Annotated in this window: 14 protein-coding genes and 2 pseudogenes; 8 read left to right on the top strand and 8 right to left on the bottom strand. The window is 65.5% G+C overall.

From position 1 onward, the window contains the following. Positions 1-172 precede the first annotated feature (172 nt). The 4 genes from H4W81_RS02315 to tnpC all read left to right on the top strand — a co-directional run bounded on the left by H4W81_RS02315 (position 173) and on the right by tnpC (position 11,083). A complete protein-coding gene (locus tag H4W81_RS02315) occupies positions 173-8,482 on the top strand; it encodes a DNRLRE domain-containing protein (protein ID WP_192773242.1) in 8,310 nt (2,769 codons plus the stop codon). Between the two features lie 86 nt (positions 8,483-8,568). After that, complete coding sequence (locus H4W81_RS02310; protein WP_192773241.1) at positions 8,569-9,153, top strand: suppressor of fused domain protein; 585 nt, start codon at positions 8,569-8,571, stop codon at positions 9,151-9,153. A gap of 27 nt (positions 9,154-9,180) precedes the next feature. Next, the gene (locus H4W81_RS02305; RefSeq protein ID WP_192773240.1) at positions 9,181-9,432 is read left to right on the top strand and encodes a hypothetical protein; all 252 of its coding nucleotides are present in this window, start codon (positions 9,181-9,183) and stop codon (positions 9,430-9,432) included. Positions 9,433-9,637: 205 nt separating this feature from the next. Beyond that, positions 9,638-11,083 carry an IS66 family transposase gene (gene tnpC, locus H4W81_RS02300; protein ID WP_192773239.1) on the top strand — a complete coding sequence of 482 codons (1,446 nt, stop codon included), beginning with the start codon at positions 9,638-9,640 and terminating at the stop codon, positions 11,081-11,083. 396 nt (positions 11,084-11,479) lie between these two features. Here the strand turns inward: tnpC and H4W81_RS02295 are convergent. Both H4W81_RS02295 and H4W81_RS02290 read right to left on the bottom strand, forming a co-directional pair. Further along, positions 11,480-11,764 (bottom strand): annotated as a pseudogene (locus H4W81_RS02295) (tyrosine-type recombinase/integrase); the annotation flags it as partial. Positions 11,765-11,832: 68 nt separating this feature from the next. Then, on the bottom strand, positions 11,833-12,894 hold the full coding sequence (locus tag H4W81_RS02290; RefSeq protein WP_192773238.1) for an integrase core domain-containing protein: 1,062 nt from the start codon (positions 12,892-12,894) through the stop codon (positions 11,833-11,835). Positions 12,895-12,985: 91 nt separating this feature from the next. Here H4W81_RS02290 and H4W81_RS02285 point away from each other — a divergent pair, with 91 nt between their 5' ends. After that, positions 12,986-13,207: an integrase core domain-containing protein gene (locus H4W81_RS02285; protein ID WP_318781476.1), complete on the top strand. Its 222-nt coding sequence runs from the start codon at positions 12,986-12,988 to the stop codon at positions 13,205-13,207. A gap of 27 nt (positions 13,208-13,234) precedes the next feature. Here H4W81_RS02285 and H4W81_RS02280 read toward each other — a convergent pair whose 3' ends face one another. From H4W81_RS02280 to H4W81_RS02260, 5 genes are all read right to left on the bottom strand, one after another. After that, the gene (locus tag H4W81_RS02280) at positions 13,235-13,636 is read right to left on the bottom strand and encodes a transposase (protein ID WP_420538710.1); all 402 of its coding nucleotides are present in this window, start codon (positions 13,634-13,636) and stop codon (positions 13,235-13,237) included. Between the two features lie 186 nt (positions 13,637-13,822). Beyond that, complete coding sequence (locus tag H4W81_RS49125; RefSeq protein WP_192773236.1) at positions 13,823-14,884, bottom strand: integrase core domain-containing protein; 1,062 nt, start codon at positions 14,882-14,884, stop codon at positions 13,823-13,825. Beyond that, positions 14,796-15,323, bottom strand: coding sequence for a hypothetical protein (locus H4W81_RS02270; RefSeq protein WP_192773235.1), 528 nt, complete (start codon positions 15,321-15,323; stop codon positions 14,796-14,798). The genes H4W81_RS49125 and H4W81_RS02270 overlap by 89 nt, the downstream gene beginning before the upstream one ends. 305 nt (positions 15,324-15,628) lie before the next feature. Beyond that, the gene (locus H4W81_RS02265) at positions 15,629-17,095 is read right to left on the bottom strand and encodes an alpha/beta fold hydrolase (RefSeq protein WP_225958423.1); all 1,467 of its coding nucleotides are present in this window, start codon (positions 17,093-17,095) and stop codon (positions 15,629-15,631) included. Positions 17,096-17,732: 637 nt separating this feature from the next. After that, positions 17,733-17,963 carry a tyrosine-type recombinase/integrase gene (locus H4W81_RS02260; protein WP_420538740.1) on the bottom strand — a complete coding sequence of 77 codons (231 nt, stop codon included), beginning with the start codon at positions 17,961-17,963 and terminating at the stop codon, positions 17,733-17,735. Positions 17,964-18,013: 50 nt separating this feature from the next. Between H4W81_RS02260 and H4W81_RS49845 the strand changes: the two are divergent. Beyond that, positions 18,014-18,082 (top strand): annotated as a pseudogene (locus H4W81_RS49845) (hypothetical protein); the annotation flags it as partial. Between the two features lie 151 nt (positions 18,083-18,233). Here H4W81_RS49845 and H4W81_RS46655 read toward each other — a convergent pair. After that, positions 18,234-18,398: a hypothetical protein gene (locus tag H4W81_RS46655; RefSeq protein WP_225958421.1), complete on the bottom strand. Its 165-nt coding sequence runs from the start codon at positions 18,396-18,398 to the stop codon at positions 18,234-18,236. A 3-nt stretch (positions 18,399-18,401) separates the two neighbouring features. On the opposite strand from H4W81_RS46655, the gene H4W81_RS02255 reads away from it, so the two are divergent. Together H4W81_RS02255 and H4W81_RS02250 are read left to right on the top strand one after the other, a co-directional pair. Beyond that, positions 18,402-19,187, top strand: coding sequence for a DHHA1 domain-containing protein (locus tag H4W81_RS02255; protein ID WP_225958420.1), 786 nt, complete (start codon positions 18,402-18,404; stop codon positions 19,185-19,187). A gap of 144 nt (positions 19,188-19,331) precedes the next feature. Continuing rightward, positions 19,332-22,097, top strand: coding sequence for an ATP-binding protein (locus tag H4W81_RS02250; RefSeq protein WP_192780560.1), 2,766 nt, complete (start codon positions 19,332-19,334; stop codon positions 22,095-22,097). Positions 22,098-22,099 lie beyond the last annotated feature (2 nt).

The raw sequence follows: 22,099 nt of genomic DNA, 5'->3' as shown, positions 1-22,099 counted from the left end.
CTTGACCGAACGTGCGGCTTTGAGGCTTGATCAAGGCGCTTTTACATCCTTCTTATCCCTCAATGAGCGGAGTACCGTGCGCCTGTTACCCCCCATCCGTACCCATCACCCTCATCAAGCCGCCCCACCCCGTCGCACCCGGTCAGCCGGTCAACGGCTGCGCCGAGCCGCCGTGCTCGTCCTGACCCCTGCCCTGCTGGTCACCTCGACCCCCGCCCTCCCGGCCCAGGCACAGACTCCTGCCTCCTCGCACGAGGCAGGATTCGTCTCCCAGGTCGCCTCCTGGGTGAGCAACGGCATCGCCGGACTGTTCGCCGAGGATCCGAAGGGCGAGATGCGCCCGAGCGGGCAGCAGATCACCCTGCCTGGCAGGCAAGCCGCCAAGCCCGCCGCGCCGACCAAGCAGCCGCCAGGCAAGCGGGTCAAGGAACAGACCGGCAAGCGGTCGCAATACGGCAAGGTCTACCAATTGGAGGACGGCCGCTCCCAACTGGAACTGTCCACCCGCCCCGTCCACTACAAGGACGCCGACGGCAACTGGCAGAACGTCGACACCCGCCTCGAGGCCATTTCCGACGACGGGTTCGTCCACGGCAACGACAAGTCCGGCTTCTCCACCCGGTTCGGCGACAAGACCGACAAGCTGGCCAGGATCAAGCTGGGCGAGCGGCAGCTCACCCTCGGCGTGGTCGGCGACGCCAAGCAGGTGACCCCGGCGGTGAACGGGTCCACCGTCACCTATCCGGGCGTGCGGGACGGCGCCGACCTGGTGTACAAGGTCACCCCGGAGGGGGTGAAGGAGTACATCGTGCTGTCCAAGCCGCCGGCCGGGGACGCGTCCTTCTCCTTCACGGTCAAGACCGGCGGAGTGCAGGCGCAGGCCAATGCCGACGGGTCGATCGCGTTCAACGGCGAGGACGGCACGCCGGTGTTCACCGTGCCCAAGCCGTTCATGATCGACGCCGAGGTGGATGTCGCCTCGCCGTACGGCAAGCGCTACTCCGACGCGGTCACCCAGACGGTGACGCAGCAGGGCAGCGAGGCAACCATCACGATCACGCCGGACGCCTCGTGGCTGGCCGCGCCGGAGCGCAAATGGCCGGTGGTGATCGACCCGACCTTCCAGGTGACGCCCGAAAACAACGACGCCTACGTCGACTCGGCGAAGAAGACGACCAACTTCGACTCGGCCTGGCAGCTGCCGGTGGGCAAAACAGCGACGGGGATCAACCGTTCGCTGATGTGGTTCTACATGCCGTACGAGCTGGAGGCCGTTACCCGGATCGACCAGGCCACCTTGCAGACCTACTTCGACCAGGCACTCGGCGAGACCGGGCCGGTGACAGTTCAGGCGAGAGAGATCATCGCCGACTGGTCGGAATTCTCGGTGACCTGGAACAACCAGCCGGCCGTCTCCAGCACGGTGCTGTCCAGCGTGACCCGCAACCCGGGTGAGCTGTCGCGCTGGCACTCCTTCGACGTCACCCCAGTGGTGAACAGGTGGATGAACTCCGCCGACACCCCCTACGGGTTCATGCTGCGGGCCGCCGACGAGGGCACCACCGGTAAGATCGGCGGCCCGGTGTACGAGGCCAGCGAGGACGTCTACGGCGGCGACGGAGCCCTGGGCGATGTCACCACGCACCCCAAGCTGCTGATCACCTATGGGAACCCGTCGGTGAAGCTGAAGCCGGTGACCGTCACCACCTGGGCCGGCGCGTCGCTGTCGTGGACGGCGTATGCCGATCCGACCCCGCAGGACGCCTCCGACGATCTGGTGGAGTACCGGCTGCGCCGGCACTGCCCGTCGGGCTGCCAGAGCTCGCCCGAGGGCGGCAGTGTGGACACGCTGGTGACCACCCTGGCACCGGATGTCACCTCCTACGTCGACACCAGCAGCGGCCCCTCGCCGGTGGACGCCAGCCTGCCGGAGTACGTGCACCAGGCCACCTACTGGGTGGAGGCGGTGCTGAAGAACGGCCAGGTCGCGCCGTCGCAGGAGCTGACGGTGCCGTTGCCGCGGGTCGGTGATGCCGGGGTGCTGGTGTACGGCACCGCCGACACCACCCTGTCCTCCGGCGAGCCCGCCGCCGGGCACGACCAGGTGGCCGGACAGAAGCGGCTACAGGTCGGCAACACCGCCACCACGCTCGGCAACACCCGGGCCGTGGTGTCCTTCAGCGACTTCGCCGACAAGGTTCCTGCCGGGGCGGAGATCACCGGCGCGTCGCTGTCGCTGTGGGAGGCCTCCACCACCGGTTCCGGCGTGAGCCTGGACGCGCACAAGCTGACCAAGAGCTTCGACGAGAGCGCGACGTGGACCAGCCCCTGGGCAAGCCAGGGCGGCGACTACGACCCGACGGCACTCGCCAGCCTGTCTCCGATCACCGCGACGCCGGGCTGGCGACGCTGGTCGATCACCGAGACAGCCAAGGCCTGGCGGGCCGACCCGGCCACCAACCACGGCGTGCTCGTCAAGGTCGCCAACGAGGCAGGTGCGGCCAAACAGTCGGTGTCGTTCCTGTCCAGCGAGACCGACGAGCCGGTGCTGCGGCCACGACTGTGGGTCACCTACCGCGATGGAACACCGCGTTCACTGTACGCGCCCGGCGGCCCCGTGCAGCTGGATGTCGGACAGGTCAAGACAGTCGACGTGATGGTCACCAACACCACCAACGAGACCTGGCCCGCCGCCACGACCGCGGTCTCCTACCACTGGAAACTGCCCGACGGCACCGACGTCTCCACCCCCGACAGCCAGCTGAAGAAGACCCTGCCCTACGATCTGGCTCCCGGCGCGTCGGTGATGGTGGAGGCGCAGGTCAAGGCCCCGGCCACCACCGTCGGATCCGCGGCCAACAAGGCCGAGGCGATCTCGCTGGTGTGGGACGTGCAGGACACGCTCACCAACAACTGGAAGTCGGCCTCCCACCACCTGCCGCAGCTGCCGCAGCAGATCCGTCTCGACTCTCCCACCTCCGATCTGCTGGGGGCGGAGAAGTTCTACGCCTACACCGGCAAGAACACCGGCGCAGGGTCGACCGCGCTGGTCAACCCGTACGCGGGCAACGTGGTGTGGAACTACAACGCCTTCACCAACCCCTCCCGGGGTGTGCAGACGTTCGCCCGGATGACCTACAACAGCCTGGACACCTCCACTGCCTCACTCGGCTACGGCTGGTCGTTGCAGACCTCCAGCCTGCAAAAGCTCGGCTCTCAGCTGAAGTTCCACCCTCCGGGGCAGAAGTGGCCGGAGCAGGTACGGCTGACCGACGGCGACGGCACCACACACGTGTGGACGCTGGACAAGCACGGCAACACCAGCTGCGACTACACCACCTGCGACTACACGCACCCGCGCGGCGTGCACCTGTACCTGCAGCAGGTCGACCCGCAGGTGTACTACCCCGATCGCGAGCTGACCTCGCAGCGGCGGTGGGTGTTCACCAAGCCGGACCGGACCCAGTTCTTCTTCGACGAGGAGGGCTTCCAGTCGGCGATCGTGGACAAGAACGGCAACACCATGTCGTTCACCTACGAGCGACGTAAGTCCAACAACAAGCCGACCAAGTTCCTGCAGCACATCACCGACGCCGCCGGACGCCGCACCCTGACCCTGGACTACTACGCCAAGGGCCAGGATTACGCCTACATCAACGACGCGGGCGCCGAGGTCAGCGACACCAAGCTGACCAACCCGCACATCATCGACAACGTCGAATCCATCACCGACATCGCCGGGCGGAAGGTGACCTTCACCTACACCGACAAGGGCCTAATGGCCAAGATGGTCGACGGTGAAGGTGATGCGGGCGCGAAGAGGTTCCGGTTCGCCTACGACGCGCTGCAGGGCAACAAGAACGTCAAGCTGGTCGCGGTCGAGGACCCGCGGGGCAACTCCACGAAGCTGAAGTACTACGAGGCGCCTGTCGACCCCAAGGACCTGTGGAAGGTCGAGACCCTCACCGACCGGCTCAACGGTGTGACGAAGTTCGACTACGTCGACCCGGACGGGCCGCAGGGCGGCATGATCCACGCCACCGTCACCGATCCGCTTCAGCACGCCACCAAGTACGTGCTGGACGCCTACGGCCGACCGGAATCGATCGTCAACGCCAAGAACGAGACCACCGCACTCACCTGGGACCCCGACCACAACGTGGTCAAGCTGACCGAGGACAACGGCGCCTACGCCACGTGGGTCTTCGACCAGAAGACCGGCTACCCGCTGGAGCTGAAGGACGCCGAGGCCAACGCCAATACCACAGCTCCCACGGTGCTGGCCTACCAGACGTTCCTGAAAGGCTACGTCGCCGACCTGACCGAGAAGACGTCGCCGGAAGGGCGGAAGTGGGCCTTCGGCTACGACGCCAAGGGCAACCTGAAGACCGTCACAGACCCGCTCGGCGTCGCCTCGCCCACCGCGGGTGACTACACGACCTCGTACGACTACGACGCGGTCGGCCAGCTGATCAAATCAACGGACGCCAACGGCAATCCGACCGTCTTCAGCGACTACCACCCGACCGGCTACCCGCAGAAGATCACCGACGCCCTCGGCGTGGAGACGCCGGCCGAAGGGGACCACACCACCATCACCGAGTACGACGTGCGCGGCAACGTGCTGTCGGTGACCGACGCGCTCGGCAAGAAGACCACACAGACCTACGACCTGTTCAAGCGACCGCTGGAGTCGAAGGTCCCCAAGGACCAGGACAAGGGCGAGTACATCGTCACCCCGGCCCCGATCTACGACCCCAACGACAACATCACCACGATGACCGCCCCCAACGGGGCCGTCTCGACCGCGACCTACGACGAGGCCGACCAGCTCATCGAGTCGTTCCTGCCGAAGGACAGCGAGAGCGGCCAGGAGCGCAAGGCCACCTTCACCTACGACGCGGCGGGCAACCTCAAGACCCAGACCGAGCCGAAGGGCAATCTCACCCCATCGGTCCCGGCCGACTTCACCACGTCGTTTGTGTATGACCCGATCTACCAGCTGACCGACGTGCTGACCGCCGACCAGCACAGGATCAACAAGATCACCTACGTCTACGACAACGTCGGCAATGTGGAGAAGGTCGTCGACCCGCGCAAGAACAACACCGCGGACACGGCCGACTACACGGCGTCCTACACCTACGACCGCAACCACCGGGTCACCCACGTCAAGGACGCCGCCGGCTTCCAGACCATCACCGACTACGACCTGGACGGCCTGGTCGAAGGCCAGACCGACCAGGACGGCAACAAGACTCTCATCGGCCTCGACAAGCGCGGCGCCGTCGTCGAAACCAAGGTGCCGCACTCGCAGACCGACGGCGTGATCAAGTACACGATCACCCGGTTCGAATACGACCAGGTCGGCAACCGCACCAAGGTCATCACCCCGCGCGGCGTCGAGACCGCCGACGACCCGACCGACTTCATCGCCGAAACCAAGTACGACAAGCTCAACCGTCCCGAAGAGGAGATCTACCCCTTCGACAAGGACGACCCGAAGTACAACACCCCCGATTCGGTGAAGTACGTCTACGACCAGGTCTCCCGGCTGAAGGAGATCTCCGCCCCGCCCTCCCACGGCCAGACCATCCGCAACGTCTCCTCGATGACCTACTGGGACAACGGCTGGTCCAAGACCACCACCGACCCGTGGGACATCAAGACCACCTACGACTACAACAACCTCGGGTTGCAGACCAACCGCACCGTCACCAGCGCGGGCGGCTCCAGCCAGCGCGCCCTGGACTGGTCCTACTACCCCGACGGCAAGCTCAAGACCCACTCCGACGACGGCGTCCCGCTCGGCCTGGACGTGGTCCTGGGCGACAACTCCGACATCGGCCAGGTCACCGCGGTCGGCTCGTGGACCCTCGCCGGCACCAGCGGCGCCTCCTCGTCGAACATCGTCGGCCCCGCCGTCACCGCCACGGCGACGTCCGGGTTCGTCGGCTACGACTACGCCACCGCCCCCGCCGGAACCGGCCAGTCCTCCTTCACCTGGGGCCTGACCACCCCGACCCCCGGCAGCTACAAGGTGCAGGTCAAGTACCCGGCCGGCGCGACAGCGACCAACGCCAAGTACACGATCAAGCACGACGGCGGCGAGCAGGTCGTCGTCCTAGACCAGACCAAGAACACCGGCGACTGGGTCGACCTCGGCACGTTCGCCTTCACCGCGGGCAACACCCACGCCATCACCCTGACCGACGAGGCCAACGGCAGCGTCGTCGCCGACGCGGTCAAGCTGGTCCGCGACAACAGCGGCGAGACCGACGCGGAGAAGAAGGACTTCGCCTACACCTACGACGCCAACGCCAACCTCACCCGCATCGACGACCGCTCGCCGACCGCGAAGATCGACGTCTGGGACATCGCCTACACCGGCCTCAACCAGATCAGCAAGATCGAGGAGAAGCTCGCCGGCGTCCTGAAGAACACCACCACCTACACCTACAACGAGAACAGCGCCGTCACCGAGCGCACCCACGACAAGACGCTGGCCTCCTACCGGTATGACGTGCGGGATCTGGTCGATCAGGTCGTCAACAAGAAGTCGGCCACCGACACCGCGCCGAAGGTCACCAGCTACACCTACACCCCCAAGGCCGAACGCCTTACCGAGACCAAGGCCAACACCAACACCGTCACCTACGACTACTTCCTCGACGGCCTGCTCCGGCACAGCATCGAGAAGAAGGCCAACGCCACGGTCGTCGCCGAGCACACCATCGGCTACCAGGGCAACCTGCACCGCGCCCGCGACCTCACCAAGATCCAGAACGCCGACAACCCCGGCGCCTACCTCGAACACGACTTCACCTACACCTACGACCCCCGCGACCGCATCGCCAAGACCGTCAAGACCCCGGTCGCCGGCGGGACGGCCAGCACCGAGACGTACTGGCACGACGCCAACAGCAACGTCTACGAGGAAGAAGTCCTCGGCAAGAAGACCACCTTCACCTACGACCGCAACCGCCTGATGACCTCGGTCACCGCCGGAGCCACCAGCACCTACAACTACGACCCCTACGGCCGGCTGCGCACCATCACCGGCGGCGGCAAGGTGCAGGAGAAGTACACCTACGACGGCTTCGACCACGTCACCCGGCACGAGAAGCTCGGCGGCGACGGCGCCTCCACGGTGACCACCTACACCTACGACCCACTCGATCGCACCACCAGCAAGACCGAGAAGGAAGGCTCCACCTCCGCCAAGACCACCACCTACTCCTACCTCGGCCTGTCCGCCGAGGTCCTGGACGAAGAGGTCGCCGGCAAGCTCACCAAGTCCTTCCAGTACAGCCCGTGGGGCGAGCGGCTGTCCCAGATCAAGGTGACCGGCACCGGCGGCGAGGAGTCGTCCTACTACGGCTACAACGCCCACACCGACGTCGAACAGATCACCACCGACGCCGGTGACACCCGCGCCACCTACGGCTACACCGCCTACGGCAAGAACGACGACAAACTCTTCACCGGCATCGACAAACCGGATCCCGTCGATCCCACCGCCAAGGAGGAGTACAACCCCTACCGCTTCAACGCCAAGCGCTGGGACAACTCCACCGGCATGTATGACATGGGGTTCCGCGACTACAACCCCAACCTCAACCGCTTCCTCAACCTCGACAGCTACAACGGCGCCCTGGCCGACCTCGGCCTCGGACTCGATCCCTGGACGGCCAACCGCTACGCCTTCACCGGCGGTAACCCCATCAGCGGCGTCGAAATCGACGGCCACCGAGTCGACACCGGAAACTCTGAATCTGACCGGACCTTCGCTAAAACTCATCACGCAAGCGGAAAGAAGAAGTCCCGCGGATGGAAGATGCGGGAGCAGGTGCGCGCTGTCCAGGAAGCGGTCGGCCAGGCCCAAGAGGCTCTGGAGAAGATAAGTAACCCAGAAGCCGGACCCCAGGCAGACTTCTATTGCAATCCGCCCTCGTACCTCTGCGGAGCCGCCAAGGAAGTGGACAAAGCCTTAGGAGAGGGCGGCGTATCACCTGGCGACGGCATAGCCGATGGCGGGATGCATAACCCGCTTGGACGCAACCCCTTTAAGCCAAAGGGGCTGCCCAAAAAGTCCACCGATATCCTCGATGGCGATGATGATACGGTAGTCCTCTACCGCTCGCCCGCGACAGGAAAGCGTGCGAGTGAGGCGCTCGGCCTGAATGCAGATAACCATTCAGGGCCTTTCCCAACGGCGTATCTTTCCAACAAGCCGGAGGGGGCAGCGCAGTATGCTGGAAACGGGCACGACCTGGGGTTCCATCGCTTTGTGATGAAGCCGGGGTTCCGAAAAGCTTTCGGCAAACTCGAGTTCGATTTGCCGAATACTAATGGCGAAGCGGGCCTAACCGAGTGGAGAATTCCGGTCGGTAGGTTTAATGAGTTCAACTCGTACATCGATCACGACAAGACCCAGTGGTGGGACGCCGCCTTGGGACATTTCTATCCACCGCCTAGGTAGATAGGCGATGATAGTGGGCGGGCGCTGCCACGTTTAGCGCTGGCGCGTCCGCCCCTTCCAGGAAGAGTGCTAACCTAGGAGACGTTATGTCTGGCCGCGACACGCTTGACCGGTTCGACCACTACTGTGAGCTGCTCAATTCGCTCACCGGTGTGACGCCTATCATTAGCGATGTTGAACCGCGGGTGATAGAGGACGGGCCTGTTCGCGCTATCTCCTACATCGGCACGCCGGAACCTGGATATGTGACGGGTTTCACCTATGGGCTCTCCTTCTCTAGCCATCCAGGCTGGGGGGCGAGAGGTCGAGAACTATCCATCACTGTCCGCTCGGACGATGTCGAGTGGTCTCCGGTTCCCGCAAGGGTAGTTGCCGCTTTGCGAGGCATCTGTCCTTTTAATCTTGGCCAAGTGCTTGGCTACATGAAGCCGTACGTGGAAGGCTCCACAATGAATAGCCTCGTCTTGGCCGAGCCTGCAGTTGAGCGTGACCTGGGATTGCTCGATCTAAGTCGTGCTGAAGTTGGCTCAGAAGCGCGTGACCTAGTCGAGATTGTCGGCGCCTATCCCATCCATGCGTCGGAACGGGATTTTGTTTACTCGCATGGATTTGGAGCATTCTGGAGCTTGGAATGGGATCGCTTCAACCCTGCGCGGGAGCCTGTAGCGTGAATCATCCCAGATAATCGCCGACCACGCGTGAAGCGCCGCGGTCAGCTCGCGTTCGTGCTGTGGGCGGTTCCAGGATACCCGGAGATCGGTATTCCAGACCTTTCCCACGCCTTCACGGAAGGGATCAGTCAGGGATGTCATCACTGCGGCTACGATCCGGAAGATGAAGAGTACTCAGACATCGAGCTCAGGAAAGACAAGATAGTCGATGTCAAGCCGTCGGATGGTTCCATCCACTATGGCGCCGAACTGTGGGTAGTAGTCGATGAACCGTCATAGCCATCCTCCTGGCGTATCAAGGGGCATGAGACTGTCGACGTCGACAATGCAAGATTCCGCTCCACCGGTAAGCGGACACCACCCCTAGCGATCTTTGGTCGCGGGTTTGTAAGCATTCACGTCGTGCGCAGGGTGTAGCAGTTCGAGCGGTTGCGTGACTGTCCGTCACTTTGATCAATCCGGCCAAGGGTGATGTGATCTTCGGGTGTCCGGCCTGGAGGAGCTGTCCCGCGAGGAGCTGATCGCTCTGACGCGCGCGCTCATGGCCGAGAACGCCGCGCTGCGTGAGCGGGTGGCCAAGCTGGAGCGGCTGGTCTCGCGGATCAGCGGCAACTCGGGGATGCCGCCCTCAGTCGACGACCTTCCCGGCCGCAAGCAGCCGAAGGAGCGGAAGGCCGACGGCCCCGGTCGGCGCCGGCAGGGTAAGCAGCCCGGCGCGCAGGGCAAGGCGCTGGCCTGGTCCGATGAGGTCGCCGACGGCGACATCGTCGAGCACTATCCGCAAGGCCCGTGCGGGTGCGGGGCCGATCTCGGTCAGGCGGCCGATCTGGGGGTGACGGCCCGCCACCAGCAGATCGAGATTCCGCTGGTGGTGGCCCGGCGTTTTGAGCATCACCTGCACACCATGGCCTGCCGGTGCGGCGCCGTGCACACCGCGCCGCGCCCGCCGGGCGTGCCCGCCGCGCCGGTCAGTCTCGGCGTCAGTCTGCGGGCGTGGTGTGTGTATCTGCTGGTCGTGCACGCGATTCCGGTGCACCGGGTCGCCGAGCTGGTGGCCTCGCTGACCGGCGCGGAGCCCTCGCCCGGGTTCGTGTACTCCTTGATCGGCCGGGCCGCCGCCGCGGTCGCCTGCGCGAATGTGCGCATCCGGATGCTGCTCACCCTCGCCTACGTGGTGTGCTGCGACGAGACGCCGATCCGGGTCGAACCGAAGAAGGCCAAGAAGTACCTGCTGGTTGCCTGCGACCAGCTGCTGACCTGGTACATGCTCGGCGGGCGGGACCTGGAGACCTTCAAGCGGTTCGTGCTGGCCGACCTGACCGGCGTGGTGGTGCACGACCGCTACCAGAACTACGACGCCACCGACCTCGGGGAACGCGATCATCAACTGTGTGCGGCACACCTGCTGCGTGATCTTGAGGACTGTGCCGAGACCTACCCCGACGCGCACTGGCCCCGCCAACTGCAGATGGCGCTGCGCGGCCTGATCCACGCCGCCAACCTCGCCCGCGCCCGCGGCGAGGGCGCCATCGCGGCGGGCACCCAGGCGATGTTCGCCAGGATGTTCCGCGGCGGGGTCGCCGTCGGCCTGTCGCAGGTCAAGCGCCTGCCCGGTCCGGCCAAGACCGTCACCCAGCCGGTCGGCCGGGTGCTGTTGGAGGTGCTGCGCGACCGCGCCGACGATGTCCTGCGCTTCGCTTACGATCTGCGGATCCCTCCCACGAACAACCAGGCCGAGCGCGACCTGCGACCAGCGAAAACCCAGCAGAAGATCTCCGGCAGGCTCCGCTCGGAGAAGGCCACCGAGCAGCGATACGCCGTACGCGGCTACCTGTCCACCGCGCTCAAACACGGCCTCGACGTCATGACCGTCCTGCGCGACGCCCTCCTCGGCCACCTCTGGATGCCACCCGACCCGGCCACGGCCTGACGCTCCGGCGCAGCCGTTCCCTTGCATGCCTCTCAACGATCACACAGTGCGATCATCAAAGCGCGAAAGGCGCAGGACGTGAATGCTTACGACGTCAGCTCGCCAATCGTATGTAAAATGAGAACGGTCAAGGGATGCTACCCGCCCCATGGTTGCTCGGTGGATGCTCGTCGGCACCTGATACGGGATAGCACGGGGCGGCATTCTTGGACATTTTGAAAGCGGCTTTCTCGGGCAGAGTGATACGTTGAGATATAGTGCGGCCCGGCCCTTTTAATCCGTAGGTTCCGGGTTCGAGCCCCGGGCGCCCTACCACTCCTACCTGCGGCTTCTCGCCGTATCGGAAAGACTCTTACTGATCATGAGACACGTGTGGGTCACATCTGGGTCATTCGGTCAGGCCGCCATCTTCCGAGCCTTCCGTGCGGTCTTGCGCGCTCTGGCCAGGACCAGCCGTGCGATGGCTTGGGCGGACTGGTGATAGACCTCCGGCAGCACCGATGTGTAGATGTCCGAGGTCACCACGATGCTGCGGTGCCCCAGCGTGCCCTGCACCACGCGCAGATCGGATCCCGAGGCCAGGGCGAGAGTGGCAGTACCGTGCCGTAGGTCGTGGAGCCGGATGGGTGGCAGGTTGCTGGCTTGTACCAGTTTGCGGAATCGAACCGTGAGATAGTCCGGCCGCGTCGGGGATCCTGTAGCGCGTCAAAACTCGCGCGCATGGTCTGAGCTGGGGTTCTCCGGCCGGGCTATGCAGCTCGGCGGTACTCGTTGATCGCTCCTCCGAGTAGCTTGTGGCGTTCGATTCGGCCTTGCGTTGGTACCACAGTCTGCTCGTCTTGATCCGGTGGTCGTTGCCCGCGCGCCTGGTGGGGTCGGTGGCCGTTGTAGTGATCGATGTACTCGTCCAGTACCGCGCGCAGGTGACGTTCACCGTAGATCAGCATGCGGTCGGTGACCTCGGCGCGTACGGTACGGATCCACCGCTCGGCATAGCAATTCGCCCGCGGTGTCCGCGGCGGCGTCTTCAGCACCGTGATACCCACGGAGGCGAAGATCTCATCGAAGACGGCGATGAACTTGGCGTCTCGATCGCGGATGAGGAAGCGGAACGACGCCGCTCGCTCGCCGAGGTTTATCAAGAGATTGCGGGCCTGCTGAGCGGTCCACGCGCCGGCCGGGTGGGAGGTCACACCCAAGATGTGGACGCGCCGCGTGTGGACTTCCATCACGAACAACACGTACAGGCGCTTCAGAAAGATCGTGTCAACATGGAAGAAGTCGCACGCCAAAAGCCCCTTGGCCTGCGATCGCAGGAAGGCGCGCCACGAGGTGGCGAGATTTCGAGGTACCGGAGTGAAGCGGCGGGAGCGCAGAACGCGCCGCACAGTCGCCTCGCTGACCTGATAGCCGAGCCGCGCCAGTTCCCCCTGCACGCGGCGGTAGCCCCACGCAGGGTTCTCGCGCGCCAGGCGAATGATCAGGTCCCGGACCTCCCTGCTCGTCCTTGGCCGTCCGCCGCGATGCGGATAGGTCCAGGCCCCTCGCAGCAGACGCCGGTGCCAAGTCAGCAACGTCGCCGGGGTGACAAGCCGATGAGCGCGTAATATCGCCGGCAAAGACCGGGCCAACGCCGCGAGAATGGCCCGGTCGGCCCAGTCCGGCTTCGGGCGTCCGTTCTGACGCCGCAGCACTGCCACCTCGTGACGCAGGACCAGGATCTCCACGTTCTTCGACGCTTGGGTGCGACCCAGCAACATCAGCCAGCCGAACACCCGGACCGTAATGAGGTAGAGCAGACGAACAGACACAAAGCGTGATCTTGTCCTCAGGGGCAGACCCCGTCAAACCACAGCTCAGAGGCGTCGCGACTGCGTTTTGACGCGGTACAGGGTCCGGACGGTGCGGGCCGAGTGCGCCGACCGCATGCTGATCTACAGCGAACGTCACCTTCGCTCGGTCCTGAACGAATATCTCGATCACTACAACGGGCATCGCCCGCATCAGGCTCGTGGGCAACGACCACCCGATCAAGACGAACCGGTGGTGGTGCCGATGGTAGGCCGGATCGAACGCCACAAGGTCCTCGGAGGAGCGATCAACGAGTACCGCCGAGCCGCATAGTCGGCCGGAGAAACACCAGCTAAGTCCCTATGCGCGAGTTTTGACGCGGTACAGCCTTTCCTCCAGCCCGTGGGCGATCACCCGGGAGCGGAACTCGCTCAGCACACTGGCATCAAAGCCGGGATCGTTCAAGTCCAGGCCGAGTGCGTACTTCCAGGTCAGATCGGTGGCAACCGCCTCGGCCGCCTGCCGGTCTGTGAGGTTGTCCACCCGCTGCAACACCGTGATCAACGCCAGCCGGCCCGGCGACCAGCCCGGCCTGCCCTCGCGCCCGAACGCGGCGGCGAACACTTCATCGGCGAACACCTCGCCTAACTCATCGCGCACCCGGACCGGTAACGGCACCTGCCGCTTCCCTTGGTAGATCGCCCGAACCGCCGCCGCGACCTCGGGTGTCGGCTCCGGCCACGGCCTGGGCTGCATCGACATCGCCGCCTCCATCCACCTCGGCAGCCAGGACGAAGACAACGACGACGACTGCTGCCACAACGCTCATGATCCAGGACAGGCACCATCAGATCACGAAGCAGACTGGCAAATCCGAGTTAACCAGCAGGGTCGTGTAGTGCTTCAAAACTTGTATGTACGGCTTGAGCTGGAGTTTCTCCACCTGGATTATGCGGCTCGGCGGTACTCGTTGATCGCGCCACCGAGCACTTTGCGGCGTTCGATCCGGCCTTCCGTCGGCACCACCACCTGTTCATCTTGATCGGGTGGTCGTTGCCCGCGCGCCTGGTGAGGTCGGTGGCCGTTGTAGTGACCGACGTACTCCTCCAGGACCGCGCGCAGGTGACGTTCACCGTAGATCAGCGTGCGGTCGGTGCATTCGGCGCGCACCGTACGGATCCACCGCTCGGCATAGCAATTCGCCCGAGGTGTCCGCGGCGGCGTCTTCAGCACCGTGATGCCCGCGGCGGCAAAGATCTCATCGAAGACGGCAGTGAACTTGGCATCCCGATCGCGGATGAGGAAACGGAACAATGCTGCTTGCTCGCCGAGGTCGATCAGGAGATTGCGGGCTTGCTGAACGGTCCAGGCGCCGGTCGGGTGGGAGGTCACGCCCACGATGTGTACGCGCCGGGTACGAACCTCCATCATGAACAACACGTACAAGCGCTTCAGAAAGATAGTGTCAACGTGGAAGAAATCGCAGGCCAGAAGCCCCTTGGCCTGGGCGCGCAGGAAGGCCCGCCAGGAAGTATCGAGATTTCGAGGCGCCGGGCTGAAGCGGCGTGAGCGCAGCACGCGCCGCACGGTCGCCTCGCTGATCTGGTAGCCGAGCCGCACCAGTTCCCCATGCACGCGACGGTAGCCCCACGCGGGGTACTCCCGTGACACGCGGATGATCAAGTCCCGGATCTCCCGGCTCGTCCTTGGACGCCCGGGCCGATGCGGGTAGGTCCAGGTCCGGCGGAGTAGACGACGATGCCAAGCCAGCAAGGTCGCCGGGGTGACAAGCCGATGGGCGCGCAGCACCGTCGGCAGCCACCGGGCTAGCGCCGCGAGAACGGCCCGATCTGCCCAGTCCGGCTTCGGGCGCACGACCTGACGCCGCAGCACCGTCACCTCGTGACGCAGCACCATGATCTCAACGTGCTTCGACGCTTGGCTGCGGCCCAGCAACATCAGCCAGCCGAACACCCGAACCGTGATCAGATAGAGCAGGCGAACAGGCACAAGGCGTGATCTTGTCCGCCCGGGCGGACTCAGTCAAACCACAGCTCAGAGCCGTCGCGACTGCATTTTGACGCGGTACAGGATTCTCCCGGGCCAGACGAAGTGCCAAGGTCCGGATGAAGGCGCGGGTGGGAGGCCGGCCCTGGGCGCGGCGCTTGAATGTCCAGCGCCGCCGTACCAGATCGGCGTGCCAGCGCAGCAACGTGCCCGGCGTCACAAACAACTGCCGACGACCGGCTGGAGACAGCAGGCGCGCCAGCGCGCTGATCACCGCTCGATCCGCCCACGATGGCCGAGGCCTCGCTACCTGACGGCGCAACACCGCGAGCTGATGACGCAGGACCAGAATCTCCGCGTCCTTCGCCCTCTGCGAGCGACCCAGTAGCACCACCCATCCTGTGAGCCGAATGAAGATCAGATACACCAGCCGCAGCGCCATGGACGCGATCATGCCTGCCAGCTCTGAAACGCCGAACCCCAGGTCAGCCTCACGACCGAGTTTCCGGCACCCGCACCCTCGCCAACCGGTAAGCCAGCGACAACAACACCCCGAGATGGTCGCAGCCACCGCCCTTATCACGCAGCAAAACACCAGCTCACAGTACGAAACCGTGTTTCCGAGCGGGACACCCTCGTCCAGGGTGTCGTTGAACCACCGGACTCGCCGTGGTTCAACGACACCCACTCGATAGCCGCACGAATCTCACCCGGCCGAGCCGCCCGGGCGGAGGTCCGCCTCTGGAGTCAGGAGAGGGGCCAGGCAGCGACCGGGCCGGCCGCCCAGTGGTTCGAGCCGGTCGGCCACGTCTGGGACGGTGTCTGCTGCCTGAGCACGCTCTCCTCAGCCGTGCCCACGGCGCAGCGCGTGCCGTGGGGCGGCACCTTCAGCGAGACCAAGTATTCGTCGAAAATGTCCGTCTGGCACTTGTCCTTGCCGTAGATACGGTGCCCCCAGCCCTCGTACGTGAGCAGCACCGCCTTGGACCCGAGCTGACGGGCCGCGTTAGCCGACCATATCCACGGGGTGGCGGGGTCGTGCAGGGAATTCCCGAGCAGCAGCGGGGCGTCGCCCGTGTAGCGCAGCGCGTGCGGCGTGTTGGTGGTCGGGTAGTTCATGCAGATCGGCAGATCGTCGATCGGATACGGGTGGTACCGCGTGTCGGGCGCGAGCTGGTTGGAGACGCGCATGAGTGCGGCGTACTCCGAGTAGCTCCGCACCTGGAGGTTGTAGTCCTGGCAGAGCACCGCGGTCGGCAGATACGCGACGTCACCCTCCACGGGCTGCCGGCCGGACAGCGGGGGCACCCACTCCGGCGGCGGCCCACCGTTCAACCAGTTGATCACCTCGCTCAGCAGCCGCCAGGCCGGCCCCTCGGTGCCCAGTGCGGCGTTGTAGATGACCTGCAACTCGGTCATCGTCTGGCCCGTGCTCGGGTACTTCAGCTCACCACGCCGCGCCTTCTCCCGCAAGTCCTTCCAGATCGCACGGATGTCACGTCCATGCAGGACGCAACTGGTGTCCTGCTCGCACCAGCCGACGAACTGGTCGAAGGCGTCCTCGATGGCGATCGCCTCGGTGGCCAGGAAGCCCGCGACACCGAGGCTGTGGTCCATGTTGCTGTCGAGCCCGAGGGCCCGGACGCGGTCGGGGAACAGCTCGGCGTACATCTGGCCGATCAGCGTGCCGTACGAGATGCCGTAGTAGGTGAGCTTCTCCTCACCCAGGGCGGCGCGCAGCGCGTCCAGGTCACGGGCGACGTCGACGGAGTCGACGTGGTCGTACAGCGGGCCGGTACGAGCGCGGCAGTCGGCGTGCAGCTCCTTGGTGAACGCGTTCCAGGCGTCGAAGTCGGCCTGGCTTCTCATGACGGTGTGCGGCATCCGGTTGTACACCGACGCCGAGCAGATCACCGGATTGCTGCGCCCCACGCCCCGAGGGTCGAACCCGACAATGTCGAACCGCCGCTGCAGTTCCTCGGTGTAAGACCCTGGGGCGCCGTACACAGCCTCCACCCCGGACCCGCCCGGACCGCCGGGGTTGATCACCAGCGAACCGATTCGCGCGGCAGCATCCGTGGCCTTTCGCCGCGCGACGGCGATGTCGACCTTCGCCTCGTTCGGCTTCGACCAGTCGATGGGCACGCTCAGCTTGCCGCACTCGGCGGCGGGCTCCTCCTCACAAGGCGTCCAAGTGATGGTTTGCGTTGTCATGACCTCGGTGTCCGCGCCAGCCGTCGAGACCGGTAAAACCGTCGCCATTGCCAGGAGGGCGGCGAACCAGAAGGCTCTTCGCACGATGCTCCACTCTCTAATCGATCTTCTATTGGAGCGTGCGACCGTAGCAGATCACCACATATCGGAAGGTAGAAACAGGAAAGAATGGCGGCATTTCCCCTGAGTGGGTGTTTGATTCCGCGAGTTCTGTCTGGTCATGAGGTGCCACGCCAGGTCGGGGTGGATTCGCCGTGCTCGGTCCGCGCTCGTCCGCCCCAGAACGTTCCGACAGGCCCCGTCACGGCCTGACACTGAAATCAACCCAGCACGGGACAGACAGACCCCAGCTGACACCACCGAACAGCAAACGATCTTTCTTCTAATCCGACGGTCACAGGTTCGAATCCTGCAGGGCGCGCTTTGATCATGGCTCTTACCTGCGAAAATGCATGCCGCACCAGCTGTCCAGAACATAGTTCTAGCCCACCGGTGCTCGCGCGGTGCTCGCCCGTACCAACCCCGTACCCACCATGATCATGATGCCATCCAACGCGTCGCTCAGCGGTCCATCGTCAAGACGAACAGCCCCGTTCCGCCGCGAATCCGGCGAGACGAGGCCGTTCTCCAACTCCGGTTATGCGCGCAGATGCCTCAACGCGCCCCGCTCCTCCTGATCGTCGTCTCCCAGCAACAGCGCCGCGGTCTTCTCCGCCGCCGCCATCGCCACCTGTGGAAAGACCGAGGTGTAGGTGTCGGCGGTGAAAGCACTGGAGGTGTGCCCGAGCGTCTCCTGGACCACTTTGATCTCCACACCCGCGGCCAGCATCAACGAGGCCGCGCCAGGCCGTAGATCATGAAGCCGGATCGGTGGTAGTCCCGCCAGATAGGCCAGCCATAGGAACCCTCGAAGTCGTCATGGACCGCTCGCCCTTCTACGCCGAATCCGGTGGCCAGGTCGGCGACACCGGCCACATCCGCACCACCGACGGCGCCCTGCTCGAAATCCTGGACACCCGGCCCGGTCTGGAAGGCTTCCACGTCCACCGCCCGCTTCCTCGACGGAGAGATCCGCACCGGCCAAACCCTCGAAGCCCGCGTCGACGGACCCCGCAGAGACGCCGTCGCACGATCGCATTCAGCCACACACGTCCTGCACGCCATGCTGCGACGCACCCTCGGCGATCACGCCCGCCAGCACGGCTCGCTCGTGGACGCCGGCCGGCTCCGCTTCGACTTCTCCCACTTCTCCGCCGTCGACCCGGTCCAGCTCCACGCCATCGAGGCAATCGTCAACGATCACCTCATGGACGACCCCGAGGTCCGCATCTGGCAAGCCTCCCGTGCCGACTCCGAAGCGGCCGGAGCCACAGCCCTGTTCGGCGAGAAGTACGGCGAGCAGGTCCGCATCGTCGACATCGGCGACTTCTCCCGCGAGCTATGTGGCGGCACCCACGTCGGCCACGGCTCCAACGCAGGCCCCATCCGCGTGCTCGGGGAATCGTCCATCGGCTCCAACCTGCGCCGCATCGAAGCCCTGACCGGCCACGACGTGCTGCGCCATTACGACAACGAACGCCGCCTTCTTGAAGAGGTCTCCGAATTGCTGGGTACCCGCCCCGCAGACGCGCCCGAAGCCCTACGCAAGCGGCTGTCCCATTTGGTGACCGCCCAGCAGGAACTCGACCGGCTCAGAGCCCACAAACTGCGCGAGCACGCCCAGCGACTCCTCACCCTCGCCTGCCCGAGCGGCCGAGGCCACATCATCACCAAACATGTCACCGGCATCAGCCCCGCCGAACTACGCCAGCTCGCCCTCGAGGTCATCGACCAGACGTCCACCGACCCGACCATCGTGATCCTCGGCCTGGAACATGACGGCAAGGCCATGCTCGTGGCCGCCATCACCCCAAGCCTCACCACCGACGGCATCCAGGCAGCACAGATCATCACCCGGGCAGCCAAAGCCGTCGGCGGCGGAGGCGGCGGCACCGGAGCAGTCGCCAGCGCCGGAGGGCGCCACCCCCAGGCGCTGGGCCAGGCCCTCCAGCTCGCGGCTGAGGATGCCAGCAACGCCCTTGGCAGCAAGTAGGCGACTGCCGGGGCTCACTGAGTGGGAGCGCGCGCCCTCTCACCGCGCGAGGTGCCTCCCTCGCTGACTCCCGGCCACCGGAAGAAATTGCTGAGGCCTTTGCGCTCGTGGCATTATCCGCGCTGGTGAAAGGATGTGTTGGTGATGCCGAGCCTGGAAGACGCGCCCGTCGAGTTGGTCAACCGGGTCAGCGAACGGGAGACGCTCACCGAATTGCTCCGGGCCATTCGCGCGGGCGAGGGACGGGCCCTCGTCCTGAGCGGGGACGCGGGACTCGGCAAGACGGCACTGCTCGACGATATGGCCGCCAGAGCGCGCGAATTCAGGGTGCTGCGGGTGTCGGGCATGCAGTCGGAGATGGAGCTGGCCTTCGCCGGGCTGCACCAGCTGTGCAGCCCGCTGCTAGGGCGGGTGGAGACGCTCCCCAAACCACAGCAGCTCGCCCTGCGGACCGCGTTCGGGTTGGCGGAAGGTCCGCCTCCGGCACGGTTCATGGTAGGGATGGCCGTACTAAGCCTCCTGTCGGAGATTTCCAGGGAGCGGCCGCTGCTCTGCGTGGCAGATGATCTGCATTGGCTGGACCGGGCGTCGGCGCAGGCACTCGGCTTCGTCGCGCGGAGGCTCGGGGCTGACCCGATCGGGATGGTGTTCGGGACGCGAACTCCGACCGACGAGGTGGCCGGCGTTCGTGAGCTGCGTCTCGATGGGCTGGCCGATCAGCACGCGCATGAACTGCTCGCCACCGCGCTGACAGGACCGCTCGATACGCGAGTACGGGATCAGATCGTCGCCGAGACTCGGGGCAATCCGCTGGCACTGTTGGAGCTGCCGCGGACGATGTCCCGAGAGGAAATGGCCGGCGGGTTCGGCTTTCCGGGAACGGCACCTCTGTCGGGACGGATCGAGGAGAGTTTCGCACGGCAGCTAGATGCGCTGCCCGGCGACACCAGGCTGCTGATCTGCCTGACATCGGCCGAGCCCTCGGGCGACGCGAAGCTGATCTGGCAGGCTGCGGGCCTCCTGGGGATTTCGCACATGGCGGCCCGGCCCGCGACGGAGTCGGGACTCGCCGATTTCGGGCAGCGGATCAGCTTCCGGCATCCGCTGCTCCGAAGGGCGGCCTACCAATCGGCGACGGCCGAGCAGCGGCGCGCTGTGCATCGCGCGCTAGCAGAGTCGACCGATCCGGTCGCCGATCCAGATCGCCGGGCATGGCATCGAGCGCAGTCGACCGACGGGCCGGACGAAGACGCTGCGGCAGACCTCGAACGCTCCGCAAGCAGGGCTCAAGCCCGCGGCGGACCCAACGCTGCGGCGGCGTTCCTGGAGCAGGCCGCTGCCCTGACCGTCGACCCGGCGCGCCGGGCCGATCACATGCTCGCCGCTGCTCACGCCAACCTACAGGCCGGCTCCTACGACCGCGCCCTCGAACTGCTCACGATCGTGCGGGCGGAACCGCTGACAGAGCTGCAGAGCGCCCGCGCGGACCTGCTGCAGGGGAATGTCGCCTTCGCCTCCGGGCTGGGCAACGATGGTCCGCCGCTGCTACTGAAGGCGGCCAAGCGACTCGAACCGCTCGACCTTGACCTGGCTCGCGAGACCTACCTCAACGCGTGGATGGCCGCGATGTTCGCGGGTGACCTCGCGATCGGCGGAAGCCTGGCGGACGTGTCCCAGGCCGCCCGCGGGCTACCGGTGTCGGCACACCCCGATGAGGCCGAACTTGTCCTCGACGCGCTTGCGCGGGTTATCGTGGACGGCCCGGCCGCCGCGGCACCGGTACTGCGGAGAGCGGTCAGTGCGATCGTCGACGCATCCCTCACCCCGGACGAGGTACTGCGCTGGGGCTGGTTTGCGCACGCCGCCGCTGTCGGCAGCTGGGACTTTACCAACTGGCGCTTCCTCCTCGAACGGGAACGCAAGGTGCTCAGAACGGTAGGTGCGTTCGACCTGCTGCCGATCGTGCTGGCCACGCTGGGAACCGTGACCACCTGGTCGGGCGAATTCGCGGCGTCCGCAGCCATGTTTGCCGAAGCCGAGACGATCTGCGAGGTGACCGGGGCACCCGCGGCAGCCTTCGGCCCGACGATGCTCGCCTGTCTCCGCGGCGATGAGGAGAAGGCTGTCCCGCTGATCCACTCGATGATCACCGAGGCGCAGGTGACCGGCCAGGGAATGAGCGTTACGTACGCGAACTGGGTGGCAGCGGTCCTCTACAACGGACTCGGCCGCTACGGCGAGGCATTGGCCGCCGCCGTAGCGTCGAGCGAGAGCTCCTCCGACCTGTTCATCGCCCTGTGGTCGCTGCCCGAGCTGGTCGAAGCCGCCACCCGTACCGGGGCCGTCGAGGTCGCCGAGGCCGCCCTCGCCCGGCTGGCGGAGTCGACGTCGGCTGGCAGCACCGATGTGGGGCTCGGCCTGGAGGCTCGCTCGCGCGCGCTACTCAGCAGCGGAGACACCGCAGAGCAGCTCTATCTGGAGGCCATCGACCGACTCAGTCGAACTCCCCTGCGTCCCGAATTGTGCCGGGCGCACCTGCTCTACGGCGAGTGGCTTCGTCGTGACAACCGCCGCGTGGACGCCCGCCACCAGCTGAAGATCGCTCACGAGATGTTCGCCGATCTGGGGATGAGGGCGTTCGCCGAACGCGCCCGCCGCGAACTGGTGGCAACCGGCGAACGAGTCCGGCAAAGCGCGGTGGAGAGCGAGAGCACCCTCACCGCCCAGGAGACATTGATCGTCCGCCTCGCGTCCAACGGCCTCACGAATTCGGAGATCGGCGCCCAGTTGTTTCTCAGCGCTCGCACCGTCGAGTGGCATCTGCGCAACGTCTTCGGAAAACTCGGCATCACCTCCCGCCGCCAGCTCGCCACTGCCCTGAACCAGAACGGCGATCTGCTGGAACGCTAAAT

The organism is Nonomuraea africana (genome assembly GCF_014873535.1).
GTDB classification, from domain to species: domain Bacteria; phylum Actinomycetota; class Actinomycetes; order Streptosporangiales; family Streptosporangiaceae; genus Nonomuraea; species Nonomuraea africana.
The sequence above is the reverse complement of the archived record's forward strand: the minus strand, read 5'-3'. Positions and strand labels throughout refer to the sequence as shown.